Genomic DNA, 23,084 nt, shown 5'->3' with positions numbered 1-23,084 from the left:
AATGAAACGGCGGCGGCCACGGCCGCCGCCAAGGCGATCGACTCAGGGGCGGCGTGCCGGATCGGGAATCGCCACGCCGTCCTCGGCCTCGCGCGCATTGACCAGCACGGCCATGTTGCCGGGCGCGTGTTCGTTGCGGCGCATCTTCTGGTGCGCCTGGGGCAGCTCGTTCCAGGCGAACACCTCGGACAGGCAGGGATCGATCCGCCCGCTCACCACCAGGCGGTTGGCTTGCTCGGCCTGCTTCAGGTTCGCGAAATGGCTGCCCTGGATCCGCTTCTGCCGCATCCACACGTAACGCGCATCGCAGTTGAGCTCGTAGCCCGTGGTGGCCGCGCAGAACACCACCATGCCGCCGCGCTTGACCACGAAGCACGACACCGGAAAGGTGTTGCGCCCCGGATGCTCGAACACCATGTCCACGTCGCGCTTCTCGCCGCTGGCCTGCCAGATCGCCTTGCCGAAGGCGCGCACGCTGTCCATGTAGCGCCCGTAGTCGGGCGATTCCAGGGCGGGCGGCGTGCCCCAGCAGTCGAACTTCGCGCGATTGATCACGCCGGTCGCGCCGAGGTTTCGAACGTACTGCTCCTTCGAATCGTCGGAGACCACCGCGATCGGCTTCGCGCCGACCAGCGAGGCAAGCTGGATCGCCATGGTGCCCAGGCCGCCCGCCCCGCCCCAGATCAGCACCGACTGGCCCGGGCCGAGCACGTGCGGCTGATGGCCGAACAGCATGCGGTAGGCGGTGGCCAGCGTGAGCGTGTAGCAGGCGCTGGCGGCCCAGCTCAAGTGCCGGGGACGCGGCAGCAGCTGGGTGGCCTGCACGCGCGTGAACTGGGCGAAGGAGCCGTAGGAGGTCTCGTAGCCCCAGATCTTCTGGGTAGGCGACAGCATCGGGTCGCCGCCGTTGCATTCCTCGTCGTCGCCGTCCACCTGGGAACAATGCGCGACCACTTCGTCGCCGACCTTCCAGCGCCGCACGTTCCTGCCGACCGCCCAGACGATGCCCGACGCGTCGGAACCCGCGATATGGAAATCCTGCTTGTGCACGTCGAGCACGGAGACCGGCTGGCCCACCGCGGCCCACACGCCGTTGTAGTTGACGCCCGCGGCCTTGACCAGCACCAGCGCGTCGTCGTCGCCCAGCTCGGGCACCTCGACGATCTCGCGCACGAAGGCCGTCAGCGGTTCGCCGTGCCGCTCCCGGCGGATCGTCCAGGCATGCATCTTCAAGGGCACCACGCCGAGGGGAATATCGGCGTCGACATCGAAAATCTCGGGCGTTTCATGCGCGATTTGCAGCGCGTCTTCCAGAACCAGGTCAACCATTTGTGCGCTCCGATCAGGTCTCTTTCGCGAACCGCTGCGTGCGAAGTGCGGCCAGAATAGAACGCCGGCATGGACGCGCAAAGTGAACTTTTGTCACCTGCCGAGCCTTGCCGCACAAGGCTTCCGGGCGTCACAAAAGTTCAGATTCGGCGCGCCGGCGATATGCAAGTATCGGCGACGATCGCCATCGTCCGGGCGTCGACCTCCAATGGAAATCCTGCCATGCCACATCCACTGATATTCGATCAGGACACCGAGCATTCGCGCGAACTCGCGAACCTGCTGAACCATCCCGCCTTCGCCCCCGATCGCGACGAGCCCGATCGTCATGCGATGCAGGCACGCATCTACGAACAACTGCGCCTGCTCAACCAATACTCGGGCGGCGGCGCGGCCTTGCTGGCCGATCGCCGACGCCTGATCGACACGCTGGCCTTCGCGGCCACCGTCAGCCCGCCGCTGTTCAATGTCGCGCAGGCGCACTACGGCGTCTGCCTGTTCACGCTCAAGACCCTGGGCAAGCCCTCCGCCGCACTGGACAGGATCATCGCGCAGGTCGACCGGCTCGATTCGGTCGCCTCGATCCTGATCACCGAGGTGGGCATGGCCTGCAGCCATCTGTCGGTAGCGACCCGCGCCGAATACGATCCGGCCACCGACAGCTTCGTGCTCGTCACGCCCGAGGACGGTGCCTGCAAGATGATGGCGAACGTGGCGCTGGACGGCGTCGCAAAGACCGGCGTGGTATTCGCCCGGCTCTGGTGCGGCGGCCAAGGCTACGGCTTGTTTCCGTTCGCGGTGCCGATTCGCGACCGCACGCGCGTATTCGACGGCATCCGCGTCAAGGCGCTTCCCGGTGATTCGTCGATGGGCCTGGACTACAGCCTGGTGTCGTTCAACCGGGTACGCGTGCCGCGCACGCATTGGCTGCAGGACAGCGCGGATATCGACGCCGACGGGCGATTCCACGATCCGCTCGACATCGATCAGCGCCTGGTGCGCTCGCTGGGGATCGGCGTCAACGCGAACGCGGCCACCGCGGCGGGTGTCTGCGCCGCGGCACGCGCCTGCATCTGGACCAACCTGCGATACGCGCGGCAGCGCAGGAGCCGGGCGCGCCTGGGCGGCGATCGCGTGGTGCTGGCATTCCGCAATCAGCAGAGCCTGCTGTTCGGCGCCCTGGCCGAGGCCTTCGTGATCAGTCATTTCGCGCGTCGTCTGATGGAAGGCGGCCATCACGACACCATGTCGGCGGGAATGGCCGCCGTGCCCTGGGCCGCCATCAACCGGATCGGCGCCCTGACCAAGGCCGTGACCGTGGCCGGGGCCGCCGACGTGGTCCGCAACTGCCGCCGCGCCAGCGGCGCGCACGGTTGCCTCGGCGCCAATCGCTTCGGCAGCTACGAAGACCTGACGGACGCCTATTCGTCGGCCGGCGGCGACAGCCAGCTGAGCCTGCTCGAGATCGGCCGCGAGCTCGCCTCCTCGCCGTCGAGCCTGCCGGCCGATCTCGTCCCACCCGATCTGCTCGACGATGTCGCGGCGCTCTGCCGGTTGGCCCGGCTCGAGGAACGTCGCCAGCACGATCGGGCGACGCACGACCTCGCGATCGAGGCGATCGACGCCGAGTCCGCCTTCGCCGCCTGGAATCCCCGCCTTCCCGCCCTGCTCGACCTGGCAAGAACGCATGGCTGCCGGATCGCGCTGGAAGGCTTCCTGCAGGCCTTGCCCCAGAACGAGGATGCCGAGGCCGCGATGGCGCTCGCGACGATCTACGCCGTCGAGCATTTCGGTGCCGCGCTGTCCTACCCAGCCCGCGATCGCGCGCTGGCCAGCGCCTTCGAGATCGTGCAACGCGAGCTCGATCGCCTGCTGGATGCATTCCGGCTCTCGACCGAGGTGATCCGGGCACCGATGGCGCAGGACGATTATGTCCGCGCCTACGTCGGGGATCTGCGCTCGGCGGGCTGAACCATCTCCCGCGATGCCGCGCTCCCGAAACGGAAGCGCGGCATCGGTGGCGACGCGCCAACCGGGCGCGCCGCACGAGGCGAGGTGGACATCACCGTCCCCGAACGACGCCGGAAGACGCGCTTCATGCTTGCGCCACGGCCACGGGAATCACCCGCTTCGGCCCGGCCTTCGCGGCGACCGGCGCGTCGGGTTCGGCGATACGCGCCATCAGCCTCGCCCGCTTTTCGGCCGCCGCGGACACGCTGGCCGCCTTCACGTGACCGAAGCCGCGGATCGACTCCGGGATCGCGGCCAGCTCCCTCGCCAGCTCCACGCGGCCCTCGACGATCAGATGCACGATCTGCTCCAGGTCGTCGACATAGCGCGCCAGCAAGGCGCGCTCCATGCGGCGCTCGGCGGTATGACCGAACACGTCCAGCCAGGTGCCGCGCACCCGCCTGAGACCGGCCAGCAAGGCGAACGGCTTGCGGATCCATGGGCCGTAAGCGGACTTCCTCGGCCGCCCCTGCGCGTCACGACGGGCGAACAACGGTGGAGCGAGATGAAATTCGATCCGCTCGATGCTTTCGAACTCCGCCTCGATCTGCCTGCGGAAATGCGCGTCCGTATGCAGTCGCGCGACCTCGTATTCGTCCTTGACCGCCATCAGCTTGAACAGGCCGCGCGCCACCGCCTCGGTGACGACCGAGCTGCCGGGCGTCGCCAGCGCTTCGGCCATCTGCACGCGTTCGATCCATCCGCGATAGCGCAGCGCATAGGCCTGGTCCTGGTAGTCGGCCAGGAATGCCGCCCGCCGCTCGACGATCTCGTGAATCGTGGCGGCAGCCTGGTCGCGGCGGGTGGCCGCGAGACTGGACATCACCTCGAGTACCAAGGCGGGTTCGTGGGCCGCGCGCCGCCCCCAGCGGAACGCGGCGAGATTCATCGCGGCGGCTTCGCCGTTCAGTTCGATCGCCCGCTCGATCGCCTCGGGCGACACCGGCAGGCTGCCCAGTTGGCAAGCCATGCCGAGCATGAAGACGTTGGCGCCGATCGATTAGCCGAACAGCGCCGTCGAGGCGGCCGCGGCATCGAAGAAGCTGACCTGCTCCGGGCCCGCGGCGTCGCGGATGGCCTGCTTCAGCGCTTCGGTGGGCAGGCTGAAATCGGCCGAACGCGTGAAATCGCCGGGCATGGTCTCGGCGGTGTTCACCAGGCAGCGCGTATGTCCGTGGCGAACCGTGGTCAGCACCTTGCTCGATCCGGTCACGACGAGATCACCGCCGAACACGAAATCGGCATTGCCGGCGGCCACGTGGATGCAGTCGACCTCGGCCGGCGTCGCCGCGATACGCAGGTGCGAATGCACCGCGCCGCCCTTCTGCGCGAGGCCCGCCATGTCGATGATGCCCACGCCCTTGCCCTCCAGATGCGCGGCCATGCCGAGCACGGCGCCGATCGTGATCACGCCGGTCCCGCCCACGCCGTCGACGATCGCCGACCAGCCCCGCTCCAGCGGGTACGCGCGCGGTGCCGGCACGCCCTGCAAGGGGTCGATCGCGGCGAGCCGCGCCTGGCGCTTCCTGGGCTTGGCGCCGTGCACCGTCACCATCGCGGGACAGAACCCGTCGAGGCAGGAGAAATCCTTGTTGCAGCTCGATTGGTCGATGCGGCGCTTGCGGCCGAACTCGGTTTCCAGCGGCTGGATCGCCACGCAATTGGAGGCGACGCCGCAATCGCCGCAACCCTCGCACACCAGTTCGTTGATCAGCACGCGCCGGTCGGGATCGGGGAGCTTGCCGCGCTTGCGGCGGCGCCGCTTTTCCGCCGCGCAGGTCTGGTCGTAGATCAGCACCGACACGCCCGGCACCTCGCGCAACTCGCGCTGCAGGGCGTCGAGACCCGATCGATGGTGGACCGTGGTGCCCTTGGGGAACTGCATGGCGCCCTGGTATTTTTCCGGCTCGTCGCTCACCACGGCGATGCGCTTCACGCCTTCGGCATGCACCTGCCGCGCGATCGCGTCGACGGTGAGCTGGCCCTCGACGGGCTGGCCGCCGGTCATCGCCACGGCATCGTTGAACAGGATCTTGTAGGTGACGTTGACCTCGGCCGTGAGCGCGAAGCGCAGCGCCAGCGATCCCGAATGGTTGTAGGTGCCGTCGCCGAGGTTCTGGAAAAAATGCTCGCGCCGCGAGAACGGCGCCTGCCCGACCCACTGCGCCCCCTCCACGCCCATCGCCGTGAAGCCGATGGTGCCGCGATCCATCCACATCGCCATGAAGTGGCAGCCGATGCCGCCGCCGGCGATTGAACCTTCGGGAAGGCGCGTCGAGCTGTTGTGCGGGCAGCCGGGGCAGAAATGCGGCACGCGCGAGGCGAGGCTGCGGGCCTCGCGCTGGGCCGCCTGTACCTCGCGCAGGCGCGCGAGTCGCGCGGCGACTTCCTCCGACGGACCGAGCCGCGCGAGGATGCGCTCGCCGAGCGCGATGCCGATCAGGTTCGAATCGAGCGCGCCCGTCGCCGGCAGCAGCGGATTTCCCGCCTCGTCGCGCTTGCCGACGATCGCCGGGCGATGCGGTGTGCCATAGAGTTGCTCGCGCAACTGGGCCTCGACCAGCGCTCGCTTCTCCTCGACCACGACCACGCAATCGAGGCCCTGCACGAACTCGGCCACGTGCTCGTAGTCGAGCGGCCAGGGGCAGGCGATCTTGAACAGACGCAGGCCGAGCGCGTTCGCGCGCGCCTCGTCGATGCCCAGGTCGCGCAGCGCCTGCAACGTGTCCAGGTGGCTCTTGCCGGTGGTGACGACGCCCAGCCGGGCGCGAGGGCCACCCGTGAACACGATGCGGTTCAGGCGGTTAGCCTGCACGAAGGCCGCGACGGCCCGGCGCTTGTGGACCAGCATGCGCTGCTCCTGGCCGAGCGCGTCCACCTCGCGGCGGATATTCAGGCCTTCCGGGGGCAGTTCCAGCTCGGGCACGACGATCTCGATACGACGGGTGGACAGGTCCACCGAGGCGGTCGACTCGATATTGTCCTTCACGCACTTGAGCGCGGCCCAGGTGCCGGCATAACGGGACAAGGCGTAGCCATACAGGCCGTAGTCGATGATCTCCTGCACGCCGGCCGGATTGAGGATCGGCACCATGGCGTCGGCGAAGGCGTATTCGCTGGCATGCGCCGCGCTCGAGGATTCGGCCAGGTGGTCGTCGCCCATCAGGGCCAGCGCGCCGCCATGTCGGGACGAGCCGGCGAGATTGGCGTGGCGGAAGATGTCGCCGGCGCGATCCACGCCCGGCCCCTTGCCGTACCAGAGCGAGAACACGCCGTCGTACCTGCCCTCGCCCAGCATCTCGGCCTGCTGCGAGCCCCATACCGCGGTGGCGGCGAGTTCCTCGTTGAGACCGGGCTGGAACACGATATCGGCGGCCGACAAGACCTTGCTGGCCTTCCAGAGCTGGTGATCCAGGCCGCCCAGCGGCGAGCCGCGGTAGCCGGACACGAAACCGGCGGTGTTCAGGCCGGCTTGCCGGTCGCGCTCGTGCTGCATCAGCAGCAAGCGCACCACGGCCTGCGCGCCCGAGATGAAAATGCGGTTCTCGCCCAGCTCGTATTTGTCGCCGAGCGAGACATTGCGTAGCGTCATGATCGGTTCCTTGCCGGTCGGCGTCGGAATGAGGCCGGCTATCGCGGCCGATTGCGGGGAACGACGCCTCGAACGGGGCGCTCTCGCTACCAGCGCAGCAGGGCCGAGCCCCAGGTGAAGCCGCCGCCCATCGCGGCCAGCATCACCAGGTCGCCCGGCTTGATGCGCCCGTCCGAGGCGGCTTCGTCGAAGGCCAGCGGGATCGAGGCCGCCGAGGTATTGGCATGCCGATCGACTGTCAGCACCACCTTCCCGGCCGGGATATGCAACTGCTGCCCCACCGTCTCGACGATGCGCCGGTTGGCCTGGTGCGGGATCAGCCAGTCGATGTCCTCGCGCGACAGGCCATTCGCGGCCAGCGCCTCGTCGGCCGCGGCGCTCAGGTTGATGACGGCATGCAGGAACACCTCGCGCCCTTCCAGACGGATCTGGCCGATCGTCCCGGTCGAGGATACCCCGCCGTCGGTGCGGATCTTGTCCTGGTGCCGCCCGTCGGAATGCAGGTGCGTGGACAGCAGGCCAGGCTGCTCGGCGCTGCCGTCGTCGGGTTCGGCGCGCAGGATCATCGCGCCGGCGCCGTCGCCGAACAGCACGCAGCTGGCGCGGTCGGTCCAGTCGACCAGCCGCGACAGCGTTTCCGCGCCGATCACCATGGCCGTCCTGGCCTGCCCGCACTTCATCATGCTGTCGGCGATCGACAGGCCGTAGACGAAACCCGAGCAGGCGGCCTTCACGTCGAAGGCGACGCCCTGGTTCATCTCCAGCGCGGCCTGCACGCGAACCGCGGTGGAGGGAATGGTCTGGTCCGGCGAGACCGTCGCGACGATCAGCAGGTCGAGATCGGCGCCGGTCATGCCGGCACGTTCCAGCGCGTGCCTTGCCGCGGCGATCGAAAGGTCCGCGGTGGTCTCGCCCACGGCGGCGATCCGTCTCTCGCGGATGCCGGAGCGCTGGACGATCCACTCGTCCGAGGTGTCCACCGTCTCGGCCAGTTCATGGTTCGTCACGCGCCGCTGCGGCAAGGCGGAGCCGTAACCGACCACGCGGGAGCGGAACGGCGCACGCGCGATGGGGGCTCGGCCAGGCGCGGCGCCGGCCGTTTCGGAATGAGAGCTTACGGTCATGTCGATTCGATCCCGCGATACATTGAGTTCAAGCGGCCGGTTGTCTTGCCCGGCAACGAGAGGGGCCTCGCCAGGCGGCGCCTTCGGTCCCGGCGCCGCTCAGAGGCGTGCCTTCACGTAATCGACCAGGGCCGCGAAGGTGGGATAGTTGTAGAGCACGGTTTCGTCGATCTCGACGCCGAACTGATCCTGCAGGAAGAAGGACAGTTCGACGGAGTCGAGCGAATCGAAGCCCGCTTCCGAGAAGGTGGTGTTCAGGTCGGACGGCTGGGCGAGTTTGCGCTCGCGCATCCAGGTGTTGATCATGCCCAGGATGTCGTCGGTCGTGACCGAGGCACGATCCGCTTGTTGAACGGCATTCGAATCCGGCGCGGCAGTTTGAGTCGTCATCACACATCCCCGATACGGTTGAAGAGCAGGCGCTTGCGGCGGCACGCGCCCGAGGGTTTCTCCGATTGCTGCGGGACATCATAGGTTCAAGGACTCGCCTTGAAAGTGAACGATTGTCACTCTGCCGAGGCTGCGCTCGACGCACGAAAAACCCTTGTATCAAGCGCTCCCGCGCGGCTTTCGGGTCGGTGACATTTGTTCAAGGATTTCCATTCGATACGCGTCTACTCTGCGGCATCCACACCAACTGACAACCCAACATCACGTCGAGGAACGATTCATGCAGAGGCTTCTCAACAAAGTGGCGCTCGTTACGGGCGCGTCCTCGGGCATCGGCCGCGCGAGCGCGCTGCTGTTCGCCAGGGAAGGCGCGAAAGTGGCCATCGCGGCGCGCCGGCAGGAGCAAGGCGAAAAGGTGGTCAGGGAAATTTGCGAGCTGGGCGGCGAGGCCATCTTCGTCAGGACAGACGTAGCGCGAGCCGAGGATTGCGAGGCCGCCGTATCGCGTACCGTGGCCGCGTTCGGCAAGCTCGACATCGCCTTCAACAATGCCGGTATCACCAGCTTCGGCAAGCCGACCGCCGAGACCGACGAACAGGCCTGGGACGCCGTGATCGACATCAATCTCAAAGGCGTGTTCCTGTCGATGAAGTACGAGATTCCCGAGATCCTGAAGGCAGGCGGCGGCTCCATCATCAACATGTCCTCGGCATATGGCCTGAAGGGCTCGACCTTCGGAGCCTGCGCCTACCACGCCTCGAAACATGGCGTGATCGGCCTGACCAAGGCGGCGGCGCTCGAATACGCGAAGGAGAAACTGCGTGTCAATGCGGTCTGTCCCGCCTTCGTGGCGACCGACCTGATCCACGACCTGCTCGACGATCCGGAGCAGGTCGCCCGGCTCGATGCACTGCACCCGCTCGGCAGGATGGGCACGCTGGAGGAAATGGCGGAAGCGGTGGTGTTCCTCGCCGGCGATGCCTCGACCTTCATCACCGGCACCACGCTGTCGATCGACGGCGGCATGGGCGCGGCCTGAGGAGACGAACATGAACGAGGCCGGCGGCTACGACCTGGAAGACCTGATGGTCGGCATGAGCGAACGTTTCGTGAAGACCTTGACGGAACGTGACATCTTCCTGTTCGCCTCCGCGACGGGAGATCACAACCCTGTCCATCTCGACGAGGGATACGCGCGCGGCACGCGCTTTGGCGGCCGTATCGCGCATGGCATGCTGTCGGCCTCGGTGATCTCGGCCGCGCTCGCCTCGCGCATGCCCGGGCCGGGCACGATCTACCTGTCGCAGAACCTGGCATTCCAGCGGCCGGTGATGCTGGGCGAGACGGTCAATGCGATCGTCACGATCAGCGCATTGATTCCGGACAAACAGCGGGTGGTGCTGTCGACCGTCTGCGAGGTGAATGGACGCGTGGTGGTGGATGGCGAGGCGATCGTGATGCCGACCTCGCAGCTCGAGCGAGCGGCCGCATCGGCACGACGCGTACCGTCATCCGCGGACTGAGCGGCGAGACCTGTTACGCGCGAGGCGACAAGCAGGCGCGCGCGGGAAACATCGGCGGTTGGTGGCGCTCCCCGCTCGCTGATGGAACCTTGCCCTCGCCTACTTTCCTCCCGTGGCATCGAGAAACGTCCCCGTGACGAACGAGGCCTCCGCGCCGGCCAGCCACAGAATCGCCCTCGCCACCTCCTCGGGCTGCCCGCCCCGCCCCATCGGGATCGAATCCTTGACGCGGTCCACGCGCCCCGGCTCGCCGCCGCTGGCATGCATGTCGGTGTAGATATGCCCCGGGCGCACACAGTTCACGCGAATGCCCTCCCGCGCCACTTCCTTGGCGAACCCGGTGGTGAACGTCTCCAGCGCGCCCTTCGACGCGGCATAGTCCACGTATTCATTCGGACTGCCAAGCCGCGCCGAAGCCGACGACACGTTGACCACCGCGCCGCCGCGGCCGCCGTGCCGGGTCGACATCCGCTTGACCGCCTGCTGCGCGCACAGCATCGGCCCGATCGCGTTGACCGCGAAGATCCGCTGCATCCGCTCGAAGCCGAGATCCTCCAGCCGCGACTGCCGCGCGATGATCGCGGCATTGTTCACCAGCACGTCGAGGCGGCCGAACGCTTGGTCGATCGCCTCGAATAGACCGGCGACCTGCACGGGATCGGCGCTGTCGGCGCGGACCGCCAGGGCCCGGCGCCCGGCTGCCTCGACATCGGCCGCCACCGCCCGCGCGGCCGCCTCGTCGGAGACGAAGCTGATCGCCACGTCGTAGCCTTGCGCGGCGGCGAGCCGCGCGGTGGCCGCGCCCACGCCGCGGCTGCCGCCCGTTATCAGGATCAACGGGATCCGCGAATCCGTATTCATGTGGTGAAACTCCGGAAGAGAATGAAATCGTGCGTGGCGGTATCAAGCCACGCGCAGATGCGGCCGCAGCGCCAAGGCCAGCGGGAAGATGGCCAGCGCGGTGGCGGCCGTGGCGATGGTCGCGCCGACCACGCCGATCCGGTCGCCCAGCAAGCCGTAGCCGACCGGCGCCAGCGCGCCCGCCGCGATGATGCCGGTATAGAAGATCGCGAAGGCCCGCTCGGTGCGCTCGACCGTGGTCAGCTCGGGCACCGTGCCATACAGCACCGACGAGGTGCCGTTGAGCATCGCCCCGAGCAGCGGCAGCAGGATCATGGCGGGCGCCAGCGGCAGGTAGATCACCGCCAGGATCAGCAGCGCCGTGCCGCCTTCGGTGGACAGCACCGTGCCGATCACGCCCATGCGCTCGCCGAGCCAGCCGCACACGAACTTGCCGGCGGCGCCGCCGATGAACACCAGCGCGAGCGCGGTGCCCATCATCGGCGTCGAGATGCCCTTGGCCTTCATCAGGAACGGCAGGAAGGTCAGCAGGCCCATGCGCACCGCCGTGTCGAGCATGCCGATCGTGAACAGCAGCGAGAAGCCGGAGCCGGAGCCCTCCGCATGACGGCTCGACGCCTCGTCGGCGGGAGCCGCGTTACGCGGCACGTTCGGCAGCCACAGCGCGATCACCAGCGCCACCACCATGCCGAGCGCCGACATCGCCCACAAGGCATGGCGCCACGGCATGAAGGTGATCAGCAGCGAGATGGCCGCCGGCAGCGCGGATTTCCCCAGGTCGCCCGAGAAGTTGTAGATGCTGAGCGGCCCGCGTGCCTGGCGCCCATACACGCGCGAGACGGCGCCCGAGGCCAGCGGATGCTGGGTGCTCGAGCCGCTGCCGGAGATGGCCAGCGCCACGCACAGGCCCAGCAGGCTGCCCGACATGCCGGCAAAGGCATAACCGAGCGCGGCCAGCAAGGTGCCGAGCACCAGCGTGGCGCGCGTGCCGAGCATGGCGGCGATGCGCCCCGCCGGCAACTGCAGGGTTGCCATGGTGCCGGCATAGATGCCGCGCAGGATCGCCAGCGCGCCGTAGTTGAGGCCGAAATCCGCCTGCCAGACCGGCAGCAGGGCGTAGATCATGTCGGTGTAGCCGTCGTGCAGCGCATGCGCCGTGCAGGAGAGCCAAAGTACCCGCTTGCACGAGACGGGGCCGGCTTGCTCGGGGCCGCCGGATACGGCCGCGTTTGGGGAGGAAAAGGAAGAAAGTCTCATGGATAGGCTGGATCGCGCCAAGGCAGTCCCTGGCGGCTGCTCGAGGTTCGGTTTCGGAATGCCTTGAGTCTAGGTTCGCCCGGCGGGCGCCACAACTGACGTAAAATTGCGCCAGCCGGGAGAAAAAGTCACGCATGGACATGAACGAGCACCGCGAGAAGGACGCCGACCACCTGCCGCCGCTGAATGCCTTGCGGCACTTCGAGGCGGTCGCGCGACTGGGCAGTTTCGCGGCGGCGGCCACCGAACTGCACGTCACGCATTGGGCGGTCGGCAAGCAGATCCGCCTGCTGGAGGACTGGTTCGGCGTGCCGCTGTTCGAGCGCCGCCCGCGCGGCGTGGTGCCGACCGACGAGGGCGCGGCGCTGCTCGGTGACGTCAACGGCGCCTTCGCGCGGCTGAGCAGCTCGGTCACGCGGCTGCGCCATGAATCCATCACGCGCCGCATCACCGGCCTGGTGCGCGTCAACGCGCTGGCGAGCTTCGCGCTGTGCTGGCTGATCCCGCGCCTGAGCGACTTCCAGGCCCGCTACCCGGATATCGAAGTGCGGCTGTCCACCACCTCGCGCCGCCTGCGCTATGTGGGCGACGCCTTCGACGTCGGCGTTCGCTCGGGGCCCGAGCACGCCGCCGGCCTCACCTCGTCGAGCCTGATGCCCGACCTGCGCCTGCCCGCCTGCAGCCCGGCGCTGCTGCAAAGCCAGCCGATCCGCGGCGTCGCCGACCTGCGCCAGCACACGCTGCTGCACTCCTCCAGCACGCGCACGGCCTGGTCGGACTGGATGAGGGAAGCCGGCGCGCCGGGGCTGCAGGGCATGCGCCACCAGCACTTCGATCACGTGTTCCTGCAACTGGGCGCGGCCACCGAAGGACTCGGCGTGACCCTGGCCTCGCTGCCGCTGATCGAGCGCGAGATGGCGACCGGGCGCCTGGTCTGCCCGATCCCGGAGCCCGTGTGGCGGGCCCCCGACTACACCCTGGTGGTGAATGCCGATCGCATCGGGGACGCCGCCGTCAAGGCGTTCAGGAGCTGGATCGTGGCGGCAGCGGCCCAGCATTCGGGCGAGCCGCCGCGTGTCGAATCCGCCGCCCGGGCGGCGGGCAAACGGAAATCGCCACGGCGCGCCTGAGCCGTCGGGCTCAGAAGCGCTCGATCATGCCGATCTGCACGCCCTTCACCGTCGCGCCCGGATAAGCCGGCGGCAGGCCCGTCACGTTCACGCCGCGCAGCGTGAAGCTCGCCTTGCCGCGATTGCGCAGCCAGCCCGCGCTCGCGTACAGCAGCAGGCGCCGCGACAGATCGTATTCCCCCATCGCGCTGAACTGGTCGGCATCGTTGCCGGCGCCCGAGCGATCGCGCAGGTAGGCGTAACCGAGCATGGCGCGCAGCCTCGACGTCGCCGCGTAACGCAGCGACACGGCCGCGCCGTCGTCGTGATAACGGGGCGTGCCGCCGCCGTCGCCGTTGAACACCGAGACGAAGCCCGTCACGCGGCCCAGCGTGTAGGACACGCCGCCGAGGTTCGAGCGCAGCGCGCCCGAATCGTTGGTCTGCTGGTGCGCGAAGGCGATCCGGAACGGCCCGCGGCGATAGACGAAGGTCGCGATGGTGCCGCCCAGGCCGTTGGCGCCGCCCGCCGACGGGTCGCGCATCGACACCATCAGCGTGCTCGAGAAGCCATGGAAATCGGGCGACAGGTAGGTGATCGCATTGCTCTCGTAGGGCGTGATCTTCGAGAGGTTGTTGAGCCCGGACGCGATGGTGCCGGCCCCGAAGGCATCGATCTGCCCTTTGAAGGGGATGTAGATCGGCGAATACTGCCGGCCCACGCGAATCTCGCCCCAGGGCGCGCCGAGCCCCACCCAGGCCTGCCGGTTGAACAGCGTGCCCGCGCTCGAGAGCGTGCCGTCGTTGGAGCCGAAGCCGCTTTCCAGGTCGAACAGGATGCGTGTGCCGCCGCCGATCGGCTCGGCGCCGCGCAGCCCGATCCGCGAGCCGCGATAGGCGCCCGAATCGAGCCGCGGCACCCAGCCCGAGCCGGGATTGGTCAGCTCGATGCTGGTATCGATCACGCCATAGAGCGTGACCGAGCCCTGCGCGAACGCGGGCGCGGCGGCTCCGCCGCACAAGGCGGCAAAGGCAAGCTGCCGCGCCGCCCGAAACGGCGGCACGAGACGACGCGCGCCGAAGCTTGCGCGCGCAACGGATTCATCACGCATGAACGAAGGAGGGAAAGGGACTTCGCCGACACGCGTATCCACGGGCGACGCCGGCGCATCGAGGCGATGTCCATGGATACGCGGCCGGCCGAAAAACAGCCAGCCACGAAAAACGCCGGCAGGACATGGCCCCCATCCAGGAGCCCTTTCCCGCCGGCGCATCGGATCGGGCGCGGCGCGCTTTGCTGCATCGCGCGCCGCGCCCTCGCCTGCCGGATTACTTGCCGTCCGGCAGCGCGTAGGCGATCACGTAGTCGCCGAGCTTGGTGCCGAACGAGCCATGGCCGCCCGCGGCGATCACCACGTACTGGCGGCCGTTGACCTCGTAGGTCATCGGCGTGGCCTGGCCGCCGGCCGGCAGGCGCTGTTCCCACAGCAGCTTGCCGTTGTTGGTGTCGTAGCCGCGGATGTAGTTGTCCGCGGTGGCGCCGATGAAGAACACGCCGCCCGCCGTGGTGGCCGGGCCGCCCAGCATCGGCATGCCCATCCGGAACGGCAGCGGGATCGGCGAGCTGTCGCGGACCGTGCCGATGCGGCGCTTCCAGACGATCTCGTTGGTCTTCAGGTCGATCGCCGACACGTAGCCCCAGGCCGGCTGCTTGCACGGCAGGCCGAACGGCGAGAGGAACGGGTTGAGCGTCACGCCGAACGGCACGCCGTACTGCGGCTGGATGCCGGATTCGGTGCCGCTGCCCTTGGCGCCCGGTTCCGGTTCCATCGGGTTGCCCGGGCCGCGCGGGATCAGGCGCGACACGAAGGGCAGCGCGATCGGGTTGGCGATCGCGATCTGGCGGTCGGTATCGACGGCGATGCCGCCCCACTCGAACATGCCCAGGTTGCCCGGGAACACCAGCGTGCCCTGCTCCGACGGCGGCGTGAAGGTGCCTTCGTAACGCAGGCGGTGGAACATCACGCGGCAGACCAGTTGGTCGAACATCGTCGCCCCCCACATGTCCGCGTCCGTCAGGTTCTTCTTCGGACGGAAGGTCAGGTCCGAGAACGGCTGCGTCGGCGAGAGATGGTCGCCCTTGGCGGCGCCTTGCGGCACCGGCAGCTCGGGCGCCGGCACCACGGTGGCGCCGGTACGGCGGTCGAGCACGAAGATGTTGCCGGTCTTGGCCGGCGCGTAGACCACCGGCACCTTGTTGCCGTTCTTGTCGGTGATGTCGGCCAGGGTCGGCTGCGAGGGCTGGTCCATGTCCCACAGATCGTGATGGGCGGTCTGGTAGAACCAGGCCAGCTTGCCGGTCGAGGCATGCAGCGCCAGCAGGCCGCTCGCGTAGCGCTCCTGCTCCGGCGTGCGATGGCCGCCCCAGATGTCGGGGGTGGTCACGCCCATCGGCAGGTAGACGATGTCGAGCTTGGCGTCGTAGGCGGCCGGCGCCCACGAGTTCGGCGAGTTCCAGGTGTAGTGCTCGCCCGGACCCGGAATGTGGTTCGGGTCCTTCGCGCCCGGGTCGAATGCCCACAGCAGCTTGCCGGTGCGCACGTCGAAGCCGCGGATCACGCCGGAAGGCTCGCGCGTCGAGAAGTTGTCCTCGACCGAGCCCGCCACCACGATCACCTTGTCGGTGACGATCGGCGGCGAGGTCGGCTCGTACATGCCCGGCGTGGTGACCGGCTGCAGATGCTGGAGGTCCAGGTCGCCGTTGTTGCCGAAGTCGGCGCAGCGCTGGCCGGTCTGCGCGTCGAGCGCATACAGGTGGCCGTCGTTGACCGGCAGGTAGATGCGGCGCGCGCAGGCGGCACCGGTGGCGGCATCGGCCGTGATCGGCGCCGGCGCGGCCGGGGCGCTGGCGGCGGCAGCCGCGTCGGTGGCGCTGGCGGCGTCGGTGGCCGCGTTCGCGGCGGCACCCGAGGCGGCGGACGCGGCGGCAGCCGTATCGGCGGCCGGTGCCGCGCTGGCGGCGGCGCCTTGCGCGGAAGCCGACAGGTCGACGTAGGACACGCCGCGGCAGGTCACGTGCTGGAACGACGGATCGGCCTTCAGGCCCGGGTCGAACTTCCACGCGAGCTTGCCCGAGGCGGCGTCGAGCGCGAACAGGATCTGGTGCGGCGAGCAGAGGTACAGCAGGTTGCCGATCTTGATCGGCGTGACCTCGTTGGTGATCTCGCCCGGATCGTTCGGGCCTTTCATGTCGCCGGTGCGGAAGGTCCACGCCACCTGCAGGTTCTTCACGTTATCGGGCGTGATCTGCTTGAGCGGCGAGTAGCGCGTGCCGTCCTGGGTGCGGCCATAGGCCGGCCAGTCGGCGTCGGCGATGCCGGGAATCGGCGAGGTCTGCGCGGGCGTCTGCGCCGCGAGGGTGCCGTTCAGTTCCTGCGGATCGTTGAAGTTCGCGTAGAACAGCACGCCGCCCCAGATCACCAGCGAGATCGCCAGGGCCCAGCCGTTGGCGGCGCGGGCGCCGTTGAGCTTGCGCGTGACCAGCACCAGCAGCCAGACGCCGAAGATGACCAGCACGCCGGAGCGCGGCGCGAGGGCCCAGAAATCGAAACCGGATTCGCCGACGGCCCAGATCGCGGTGCCCACCAGCAGCAGCGCGTAGAGCGTCAGCGCGACGGCACGGCGGCCGCGCACCAGCCAGGCGAAGACCAGCAGCACGATGCCGGCGACCACGTAGTACGCCGAGCCGCCGATGGCGACCAGCCACGCGCCGCCGACCAGCAGGTACAGCCCGGCCAGCACGGCGAACAGCAATGTCAGCCCGCCGACGACTCCGAGCGACGAGGATTGTTTTGTCATGATCCCAACCTTTTGTTTGAGACGGTTATCAACAGACTGCGTGCGCGAGACACGCAGGTCATCCTCCATCCTTGTTTTGTTATGGCGCTACGGATTCGCGTCGCGCGGGACGGCCTGCCCGCGCGACGCCAGCACCCGCGCCGCCGAGCTTACGGCGGCCACGGGCGCGATACGAAAGACCGGAAAGACCGCGCACGCAGGCGCGATCGGGCGAGTGCGGCACGGCAGGATTCTGGGAACACACCACGAAGCGTGCGACGCGTCCGGCCGCGCGAATTCGAATCGCTGCGACGACGGCGCGTGCATCATGTCGGCGGGAGCCCGGCCCGCTGCGCGCTCGACGCGGCGCGAGGCCCGACTTCCCGAAGAAACGCCCACCCGGTTTGCCTGGCTGTCATGTCCTTCCCGTCACGTGAATGCATGGCATGCACATCGAGTGCCGCGACGGGGCGCATGTCAGGCGCGAACCATCACGGCATGAAAGACTTCTGAAACATTCGGCTCGTTTCGTTTAGGGTCGCAAATATATCTTTTTTTCCGTCGGACTGCACGTTCGCGGGCCTGGCGGGCCATCGCGATCTTCAAGCGGCGCGCGCGAATCGCGCAACAAACGATGCGATAGAACGCCTTCCCGGATGCAATCGTCCGGCTCGCCGGAGCCTCGCTCCAGGGCGGGGCAAGGCGCGTGCCCGCGCTCAGTGATACCCGGCGTCGCCCTCCCGGACCTTGCCGTGGAATACGCGGTACTGCATGAAGTTGTAGACCAGGATGACCGGCAGCACGATCACCGTGCCGACCAGGATGAACCACTGGCTCTCGGCGGGCGAGGACGCGTCCCAGATCGACAGCGAGGGCGGCACCAGGTTGGGCCAGATGCTGATCGCGAGGCCCGTGTAGCCGAGGAACAGGATCGCCAGCGTCAGCACGAAGGGTTGCAGGTCGCGACGGCGATGGTTCACCGCGCGCAGGATGCCGGTGGCGCAGGCCAGCACCAGGATCGGCACCGGCGAGAACACGATCAGCCGGCCGCCGCCGAACCAGCGCTCGGCCACCGACGGCAGCCCGATCACGGTCCAGGCGCTGATCAGGAAGATCGCGCCGAGCAGGATCAGGCACAGCGGCTTCATCAAGAAATACGCCTTCTCCCGCAGCGCGCCATCGGTCTTCCAGATCAGCCAGCCGCAGCCGAGCGTGGCATAGGTGATCAGCAGGCAGAAGCCGCAGAATACGCTGAACGGCGAGAGCCAGCCGAACGGGTCGCCGGCGAACGCGCCGTTGACGATGGTGGTGCCCTGCAGCAGCGAGCCGAGCACCACGCCCTGACAGAAGGTGGCGAGCATCGAGCCGCCGATGAAGGCCAGGTCCCAGAGGTTCTGGGTGCGCCGGGCCTTGGCGCGCAACTCGAAGGCCGCGCCCCGGAAGATCAGGCCGATCACCATCAGCACCAGCGGCAGGTAGTTGGCCGGCAGCAGCGTGGCATAGGCCACCGGGAAGGCGCCATACAACACCGCGCCGCCCAGCACCAGGAAGGTTTCGTTGCCGTCCCACACGGGCGCGACGGTGTTGAGCATCACCTGCCGCTCGCTGCGCGCGTCGAAGAACGGAAACAGCAGGCCGAGGCCGAGGTCGAAACCGTCGAGCATCACGTAGAGGAACACGCCGAGCCCGACGATGAAGGCCCACAGCACGGGAAGGTCGAGACTCATCGCGTCACTCCTCGTCGATCGCGTCGTGGGGGCGCGACAGCGCCCGGTTCTGCAGCACCGGATGGGCGGCCTGGCCTTCGTCATGGCCGATCGAGGGGCCCTTTCGCATCAGCTTGAGCATGTAGTAGACCCCTGTGCCGAACACCAGGAAATAGACGATCACGAACAGCAGCAGGGTCACGCCGACCTGCTGGCCGCTCAGCGGCGAGACCGAATGCTCGGTGCGCAGCACGCCGTAGACGGTCCAGGGCTGGCGGCCCACCTCGGTGGTGATCCAGCCGGCCAGCAGCGCCACGATGCCCGATGGGCCCATCCACAGCATGAAGCGCTGGAACACGCGCGAATCGTAGAGCCGCGCGCCGCGCCGCAGCCAGCAGCCCAGCAGCACCGCGAACAGCATCAGGAAGCCGAGCCCGGCCATCACGCGGAAGGTCCAGAAGATGATCGGCGAATAGGGGCGGTCCTCGCGCGGGAAGGTCTTGAGGCCGCGGATCTCGCCGTCCCAGCTGTGAGTGAGGATCAGGCTGCCCAGGTGCGGGAGCTGGATCGCGTAGCGCGTCACCTCGGCGTCCATGTCGGGCAGGCCCACCAGGTTCAGCGCGGTGCCGCCGTGCTCGGTCTCCCAGATGCCCTCGATCGCCGCGATCTTGGCCGGCTGGTATTCGCGCGTGTTCAGGCCGTGCGCGTCGCCGATCGCGATCTGCAGCGGCACCAGCGGCAGCAGCAGCCACAGCGCCATCGAGAAGCTGCGCGTGACGGCCGCGTCGCGCCGCCCCTTGAGCAGGTGCCAGGCGCTGCAGGCGGCCACCAGGAAGCCGGCCACGATGAAGGCCGCGATCGTCATGTGGAACAGGCGATACGGGAACGAAGGATTGAAGATGATCTTCCACCAGTCGACCGGCACCAGCCGCCCGTTCTCGATGCCGAAACCCTGCGGAGTCTGCATGAAGCTGTTGGAGGCGAGGATCCAGAAGGTGGAGATCAGGGTGCCGAGCGCGACCATCAGCGTGGCGAAGTAATGCGCGCGCGGGCTCACGCGCTGCCAGCCGAACAGCATCACGCCGAGGAAGCCGGCCTCGAGGAAGAAGGCGGTCAGCACCTCGTAGGTCAGCAGCGGCCCGGTCACGCTGCCGGCGATGCGCGAGAAGCCGCCCCAGTTGGTGCCGATCTCGTAGGCCATCACCACGCCCGAGATCACGCCCATGCCGAAGCCGACCGCGAAGATCTTCGACCAGAACAGGAACATGTCCTTGTAGGACGAATCGCCGGTCTTGAGCCACATGCCTTCGAGCACCGCGAGGAAGCTGGCCATGCCGATGCTGATCGCCGGGAACACGATGTGGAACGACACCGTGAACGCGAACTGCAGGCGCGCCAGATGCAATGCGTCGAAGATCTCCATGCGGCCTCTCCTGCCTTGGGATTGCGGGTGACGCGCGGGACGGGCATCGACGGCCCGCTTCGCCGGCGGCACGTCGATGGTTGCTCGCGCATCGATTGAACCAACCGGCATGATGCCCGAGAAACATGACTGGGTGGCGACGCGGTGCATGCCGGACGAATCCACCATGCCGAGCGCGCGACGGCGGCCGGCACGCCTCAACAATAAACCATCCTCGGCAAAGGTAAAGGCGCCGATTCGGCGAACGCCGCGCACATTCGCCGTGAATCGCTCCATCGATATCGAGTGCGGCAGGCTTCGTGCCTGCAAGAAAGGAAAAGCCGGCGCGAGACGGCGCCGGCTCATGTTGCGCTTCGACCCATGCCGGGCGACACGCCCGGCGTGCCGCTCAGCCCTGCGCGCGCGTCGAGACCAGCCGGAACGCGGCGATCGAACCGGCCACCGCGATCAGCACCGGCACCAGGAAATCGTGGCCGACGCGGGTAAATTCGACAACCAGCACGATCGCGGTCAGCGGCATCTGCATCGAGGCGGCCAGGAAGGCGGCGGCGCCCACGATGGCGAACGCGCCGGGCGCCGTGCCGGGCCACACGAAGTGCCAGAGGCCGCCCAGCACGATCGCGAGCAGCGCGCCGTTGGCCAGGCCCGGCGTGAGCAGGCCGCCTTCGGCGCCGGCCCGCAGGCTGCCCCACTCGATCGCCACCTTGGCCACCAGCAGCACGGCGGCCATGCCGATCGTCAGGGCGCTGTCGAAGCCCAGCGAGGCCGGCCCCTTGCCGTTGCCGAGCAGGGCCGGCAAGGCGATCGACAGGCCGCCGATGATCGCGAAATTGAGCACCGAGAGCGCCGGCAGCCGCCAGTCGCGCGGCGCGCTGGCCCGCGCGGCCGTGGTCAGGCGCGTGAAGCCGTAGGCGGCCACCCCGAACACCGGCCCGCAGAGCGCCGACCACACCACCAGCGAGGCGTCGATGGCGAGCGGCGCGACCGTGTACTGGTGCTCGTTGCCCAGGCCGATCCAGGCCACCACGGCGGCGATCGCCGAGCTGGCCAGGGCCGGCACCGCGGCCGACCAGCCGAAACCGCCGAGCAGCACCTCCAGCACGAACACGGCGCCGCCCAGCGGCACGTTGTAGACGGCGGCCAGCCCGGCGCCGGCGCCGCAGGCCACCATCAGGCGCTGGTCGGCGGCTGACAGCCCGGCCCGATGCGCGATCCAGCCGGCCCACAGCGAGCCGATCTCGCGCGGCGCCACCTCGCGGCCGAGCGGCGAGCCGAGCCCCACCGTCACGATCTGCAGCAGCGCGTGGACGGTGGTGCTGAGGATCGGCATGCGCGGGTCGGCCGCCTTCACGGCGCGCTTGATGCTGACCAGCGGCTTGCCCCAGCGGTACAGCGCCCACCAGCCGAAGCCGGCCACCAGCCCGCAGCCGGTCATCACCAGTACGCGGCGCAGCGGCGAGGCCGCGCTCACGCCGTGCAGGAAGCTCTCCTCGCTGATCACCTGGCCGACGCTGTAGCCGTAGGCGAGATGCTGGATCTCGTGCAGCAGCAGCGCCAGCAGCATGCCGCCGATGCCGGCGCCGATCCCCGTCAGCACGGTGACGATGGCCAGCCTCGCGAGCGGGCGGCTGGCGGCCCGGGACGATGTCGTGGTGGTGGCGGCCGTGGCCGAAGCGGGCGCGGCCGGCTGGGGCGGCACGACGGCCTGGGCCGTGGAGGGAGTGGTCGGCGAGGACATGATGGGCGGTGGTGGGTGAGTCTTGGAATGAGCCTGCGAGTCAGGAAGGCGCGGAGCACGTGGGTCCGTCATGGCGACATCCTAGTGAGCGAAAACTCATGAGACAAATGGATTTTTCTACTTGATTCATTCCCATCGCGCATGGTCGACAGTGATCCGATCCGCGCGCGATCGCGAGCGCGATCCCAACCGCCCCGCGTCCGCCTTGATCATGCACCTGCCCCGCTCCCCGCGACATGCCGGCGCCCTCGCGTTTTCCCTGAGCGCGCTAGTCTTGACTCGCCCACGCGAATCGACAACACTGCAATCCATTCCAGTGTGATCACACATCAAACCCGGAGCCCACCGCCTTGTCACCGCGCATCACCCCGCCCGCCCTGCAGCTCGTCGAATCCGAAACGATGGCCGACAAGGTCTACCAGCAACTGCGCGAGGCGCTGATGAGCGGCCGTTTCGCGCCGGGCCAGGCGCTGAGCCTGCGCGGCGTGGCCGAGGCGGTCGGCTCGTCCACCATGCCGGTGCGCGCGGCGCTCACGCGGCTGGCCGCCGAGCGCGCGCTGGTGGACGGCCCGAACCGCGCCCTGGTGGTGCCGCCGATGACGCTCGAGATGCTCGACGAGCTGCGCGACGTGCGCATCGCCCTGGAGGGCTGCGTGGCCGCGCGTGCCACCGCCCGCATGGACGAGGCGCAGGTGGCCGAGGTCCGCGCGCTCTGCGAGACCATGCACACGCACGCCGAGGCCGGCGACACGCGCGAATACCTGCGCGCCAACTTCGCCTTCCACCGCGCGATCTACCGGCACGGCGCGAGCGAGAGCACGCTGGCCATCATCGAGAACCTGTGGATGCGGATCGGCCCGTTCCTGAACATGGTGGCGCCCGACATCCCGCATATGCGCCGCTCGATGGTGGCGCACCGCGCGATCGTCGAGGCGATCGCGCGCGGCGACGGCGCCGGCGCGAAAGCCGGCATCGCGCTCGACATCGACGGCGCCGCGCACGACCTGGCGACCACGCTCGGCACGGCGCGGGACGCCGAGGATGGCGCCGATCCCGCGAACAAGGAAGCAGCGGCACGACTCAAGCCGGCGCGCGCCTGAACCACGCACCGGCGGCACGGCAACACCGCAACACGGAAAGCGCGGCCCACCGGGGCGCGCTTGCAAGCACGACCCTCAGTAGAACG

At 68.6% G+C, this 23,084-nt stretch carries 15 protein-coding genes and 1 pseudogene; 5 read left to right on the top strand and 11 right to left on the bottom strand.

Annotated elements, in window-relative coordinates; all coding sequences use genetic code 11:
- Positions 1-42: 42 nt before the first annotated feature.
- On the bottom strand, positions 43-1,329 hold the full coding sequence (gene ccrA, locus FB600_RS10200; protein ID WP_098182869.1) for a crotonyl-CoA carboxylase/reductase: 1,287 nt from the start codon (positions 1,327-1,329) through the stop codon (positions 43-45).
- A 222-nt stretch (positions 1,330-1,551) separates the two neighbouring features.
- Here ccrA and FB600_RS10195 point away from each other — a divergent pair, with 222 nt between their 5' ends.
- Positions 1,552-3,300, top strand: coding sequence for a hypothetical protein (locus tag FB600_RS10195; protein WP_145756715.1), 1,749 nt, complete (start codon positions 1,552-1,554; stop codon positions 3,298-3,300).
- 124 nt (positions 3,301-3,424) lie between these two features.
- Here the strand turns inward: FB600_RS10195 and FB600_RS10190 are convergent.
- The 3 genes and pseudogenes from FB600_RS10190 to FB600_RS10180 form a co-directional block, all read right to left on the bottom strand.
- Positions 3,425-6,931: pseudogene (locus FB600_RS10190) on the bottom strand (indolepyruvate ferredoxin oxidoreductase family protein).
- A gap of 86 nt (positions 6,932-7,017) precedes the next feature.
- Entirely contained in the window at positions 7,018-8,055 is a 1,038-nt protein-coding gene (locus FB600_RS10185; protein WP_098182866.1) for a beta-ketoacyl-ACP synthase III, read from the bottom strand.
- A 99-nt stretch (positions 8,056-8,154) separates the two neighbouring features.
- The gene (locus FB600_RS10180) at positions 8,155-8,445 is read right to left on the bottom strand and encodes an acyl carrier protein (RefSeq protein WP_098182865.1); all 291 of its coding nucleotides are present in this window, start codon (positions 8,443-8,445) and stop codon (positions 8,155-8,157) included.
- A 280-nt stretch (positions 8,446-8,725) separates the two neighbouring features.
- Here FB600_RS10180 and FB600_RS10175 point away from each other — a divergent pair, with 280 nt between their 5' ends.
- Together FB600_RS10175 and FB600_RS10170 are read left to right on the top strand one after the other, a co-directional pair.
- Positions 8,726-9,484 carry an SDR family NAD(P)-dependent oxidoreductase gene (locus tag FB600_RS10175; protein ID WP_145756714.1) on the top strand — a complete coding sequence of 253 codons (759 nt, stop codon included), beginning with the start codon at positions 8,726-8,728 and terminating at the stop codon, positions 9,482-9,484.
- 10 nt (positions 9,485-9,494) lie between these two features.
- Complete coding sequence (locus tag FB600_RS10170) at positions 9,495-9,968, top strand: MaoC family dehydratase (RefSeq protein WP_145756712.1); 474 nt, start codon at positions 9,495-9,497, stop codon at positions 9,966-9,968.
- Positions 9,969-10,067: 99 nt separating this feature from the next.
- Here FB600_RS10170 and FB600_RS10165 read toward each other — a convergent pair whose 3' ends face one another.
- Positions 10,068-10,829: an SDR family oxidoreductase gene (locus tag FB600_RS10165; protein WP_096751041.1), complete on the bottom strand. Its 762-nt coding sequence runs from the start codon at positions 10,827-10,829 to the stop codon at positions 10,068-10,070.
- Positions 10,830-10,871: 42 nt separating this feature from the next.
- A complete protein-coding gene (locus tag FB600_RS10160; protein WP_145756710.1) occupies positions 10,872-12,086 on the bottom strand; it encodes an MFS transporter in 1,215 nt (404 codons plus the stop codon).
- Positions 12,087-12,226: 140 nt separating this feature from the next.
- Here FB600_RS10160 and FB600_RS10155 point away from each other — a divergent pair, with 140 nt between their 5' ends.
- On the top strand, positions 12,227-13,216 hold the full coding sequence (locus FB600_RS10155; RefSeq protein WP_164467667.1) for a LysR substrate-binding domain-containing protein: 990 nt from the start codon (positions 12,227-12,229) through the stop codon (positions 13,214-13,216).
- 10 nt (positions 13,217-13,226) lie between these two features.
- Here the strand turns inward: FB600_RS10155 and FB600_RS10150 are convergent, their stop codons facing one another.
- The 5 genes from FB600_RS10150 to FB600_RS10130 all read right to left on the bottom strand — a co-directional run bounded on the left by FB600_RS10150 (position 13,227) and on the right by FB600_RS10130 (position 21,898).
- A complete protein-coding gene (locus FB600_RS10150; RefSeq protein WP_145756708.1) occupies positions 13,227-14,306 on the bottom strand; it encodes a porin in 1,080 nt (359 codons plus the stop codon).
- Positions 14,307-14,523: 217 nt separating this feature from the next.
- Positions 14,524-17,052: a glucose/quinate/shikimate family membrane-bound PQQ-dependent dehydrogenase gene (locus tag FB600_RS10145; RefSeq protein WP_105819210.1), complete on the bottom strand. Its 2,529-nt coding sequence runs from the start codon at positions 17,050-17,052 to the stop codon at positions 14,524-14,526.
- A gap of 695 nt (positions 17,053-17,747) precedes the next feature.
- Positions 17,748-18,758, bottom strand: a complete 1,011-nt coding sequence (gene cydB / locus FB600_RS10140) for a cytochrome d ubiquinol oxidase subunit II (protein WP_096751036.1) — start codon at positions 18,756-18,758, stop codon at positions 17,748-17,750.
- A 4-nt stretch (positions 18,759-18,762) separates the two neighbouring features.
- Positions 18,763-20,160, bottom strand: a complete 1,398-nt coding sequence (locus FB600_RS10135; RefSeq protein ID WP_025101642.1) for a cytochrome ubiquinol oxidase subunit I — start codon at positions 20,158-20,160, stop codon at positions 18,763-18,765.
- A gap of 388 nt (positions 20,161-20,548) precedes the next feature.
- Positions 20,549-21,898 (bottom strand): chloride channel protein, encoded by a 1,350-nt coding sequence (locus FB600_RS10130; protein WP_261383361.1) that lies wholly within the window; start codon positions 21,896-21,898, stop codon positions 20,549-20,551.
- 350 nt (positions 21,899-22,248) lie between these two features.
- Between FB600_RS10130 and FB600_RS10125 the strand changes: the two genes are divergently transcribed.
- Entirely contained in the window at positions 22,249-22,998 is a 750-nt protein-coding gene (locus tag FB600_RS10125) for a GntR family transcriptional regulator (protein WP_013690151.1), read from the top strand.
- Positions 22,999-23,084 lie beyond the last annotated feature (86 nt).

It is taken from the genome of Burkholderia sp. SJZ089 (assembly GCF_007828315.1).
Classification (GTDB): domain Bacteria; phylum Pseudomonadota; class Gammaproteobacteria; order Burkholderiales; family Burkholderiaceae; genus Burkholderia; species Burkholderia gladioli.
The sequence above is the reverse complement of the archived record's forward strand: the minus strand, read 5'-3'. Positions and strand labels throughout refer to the sequence as shown.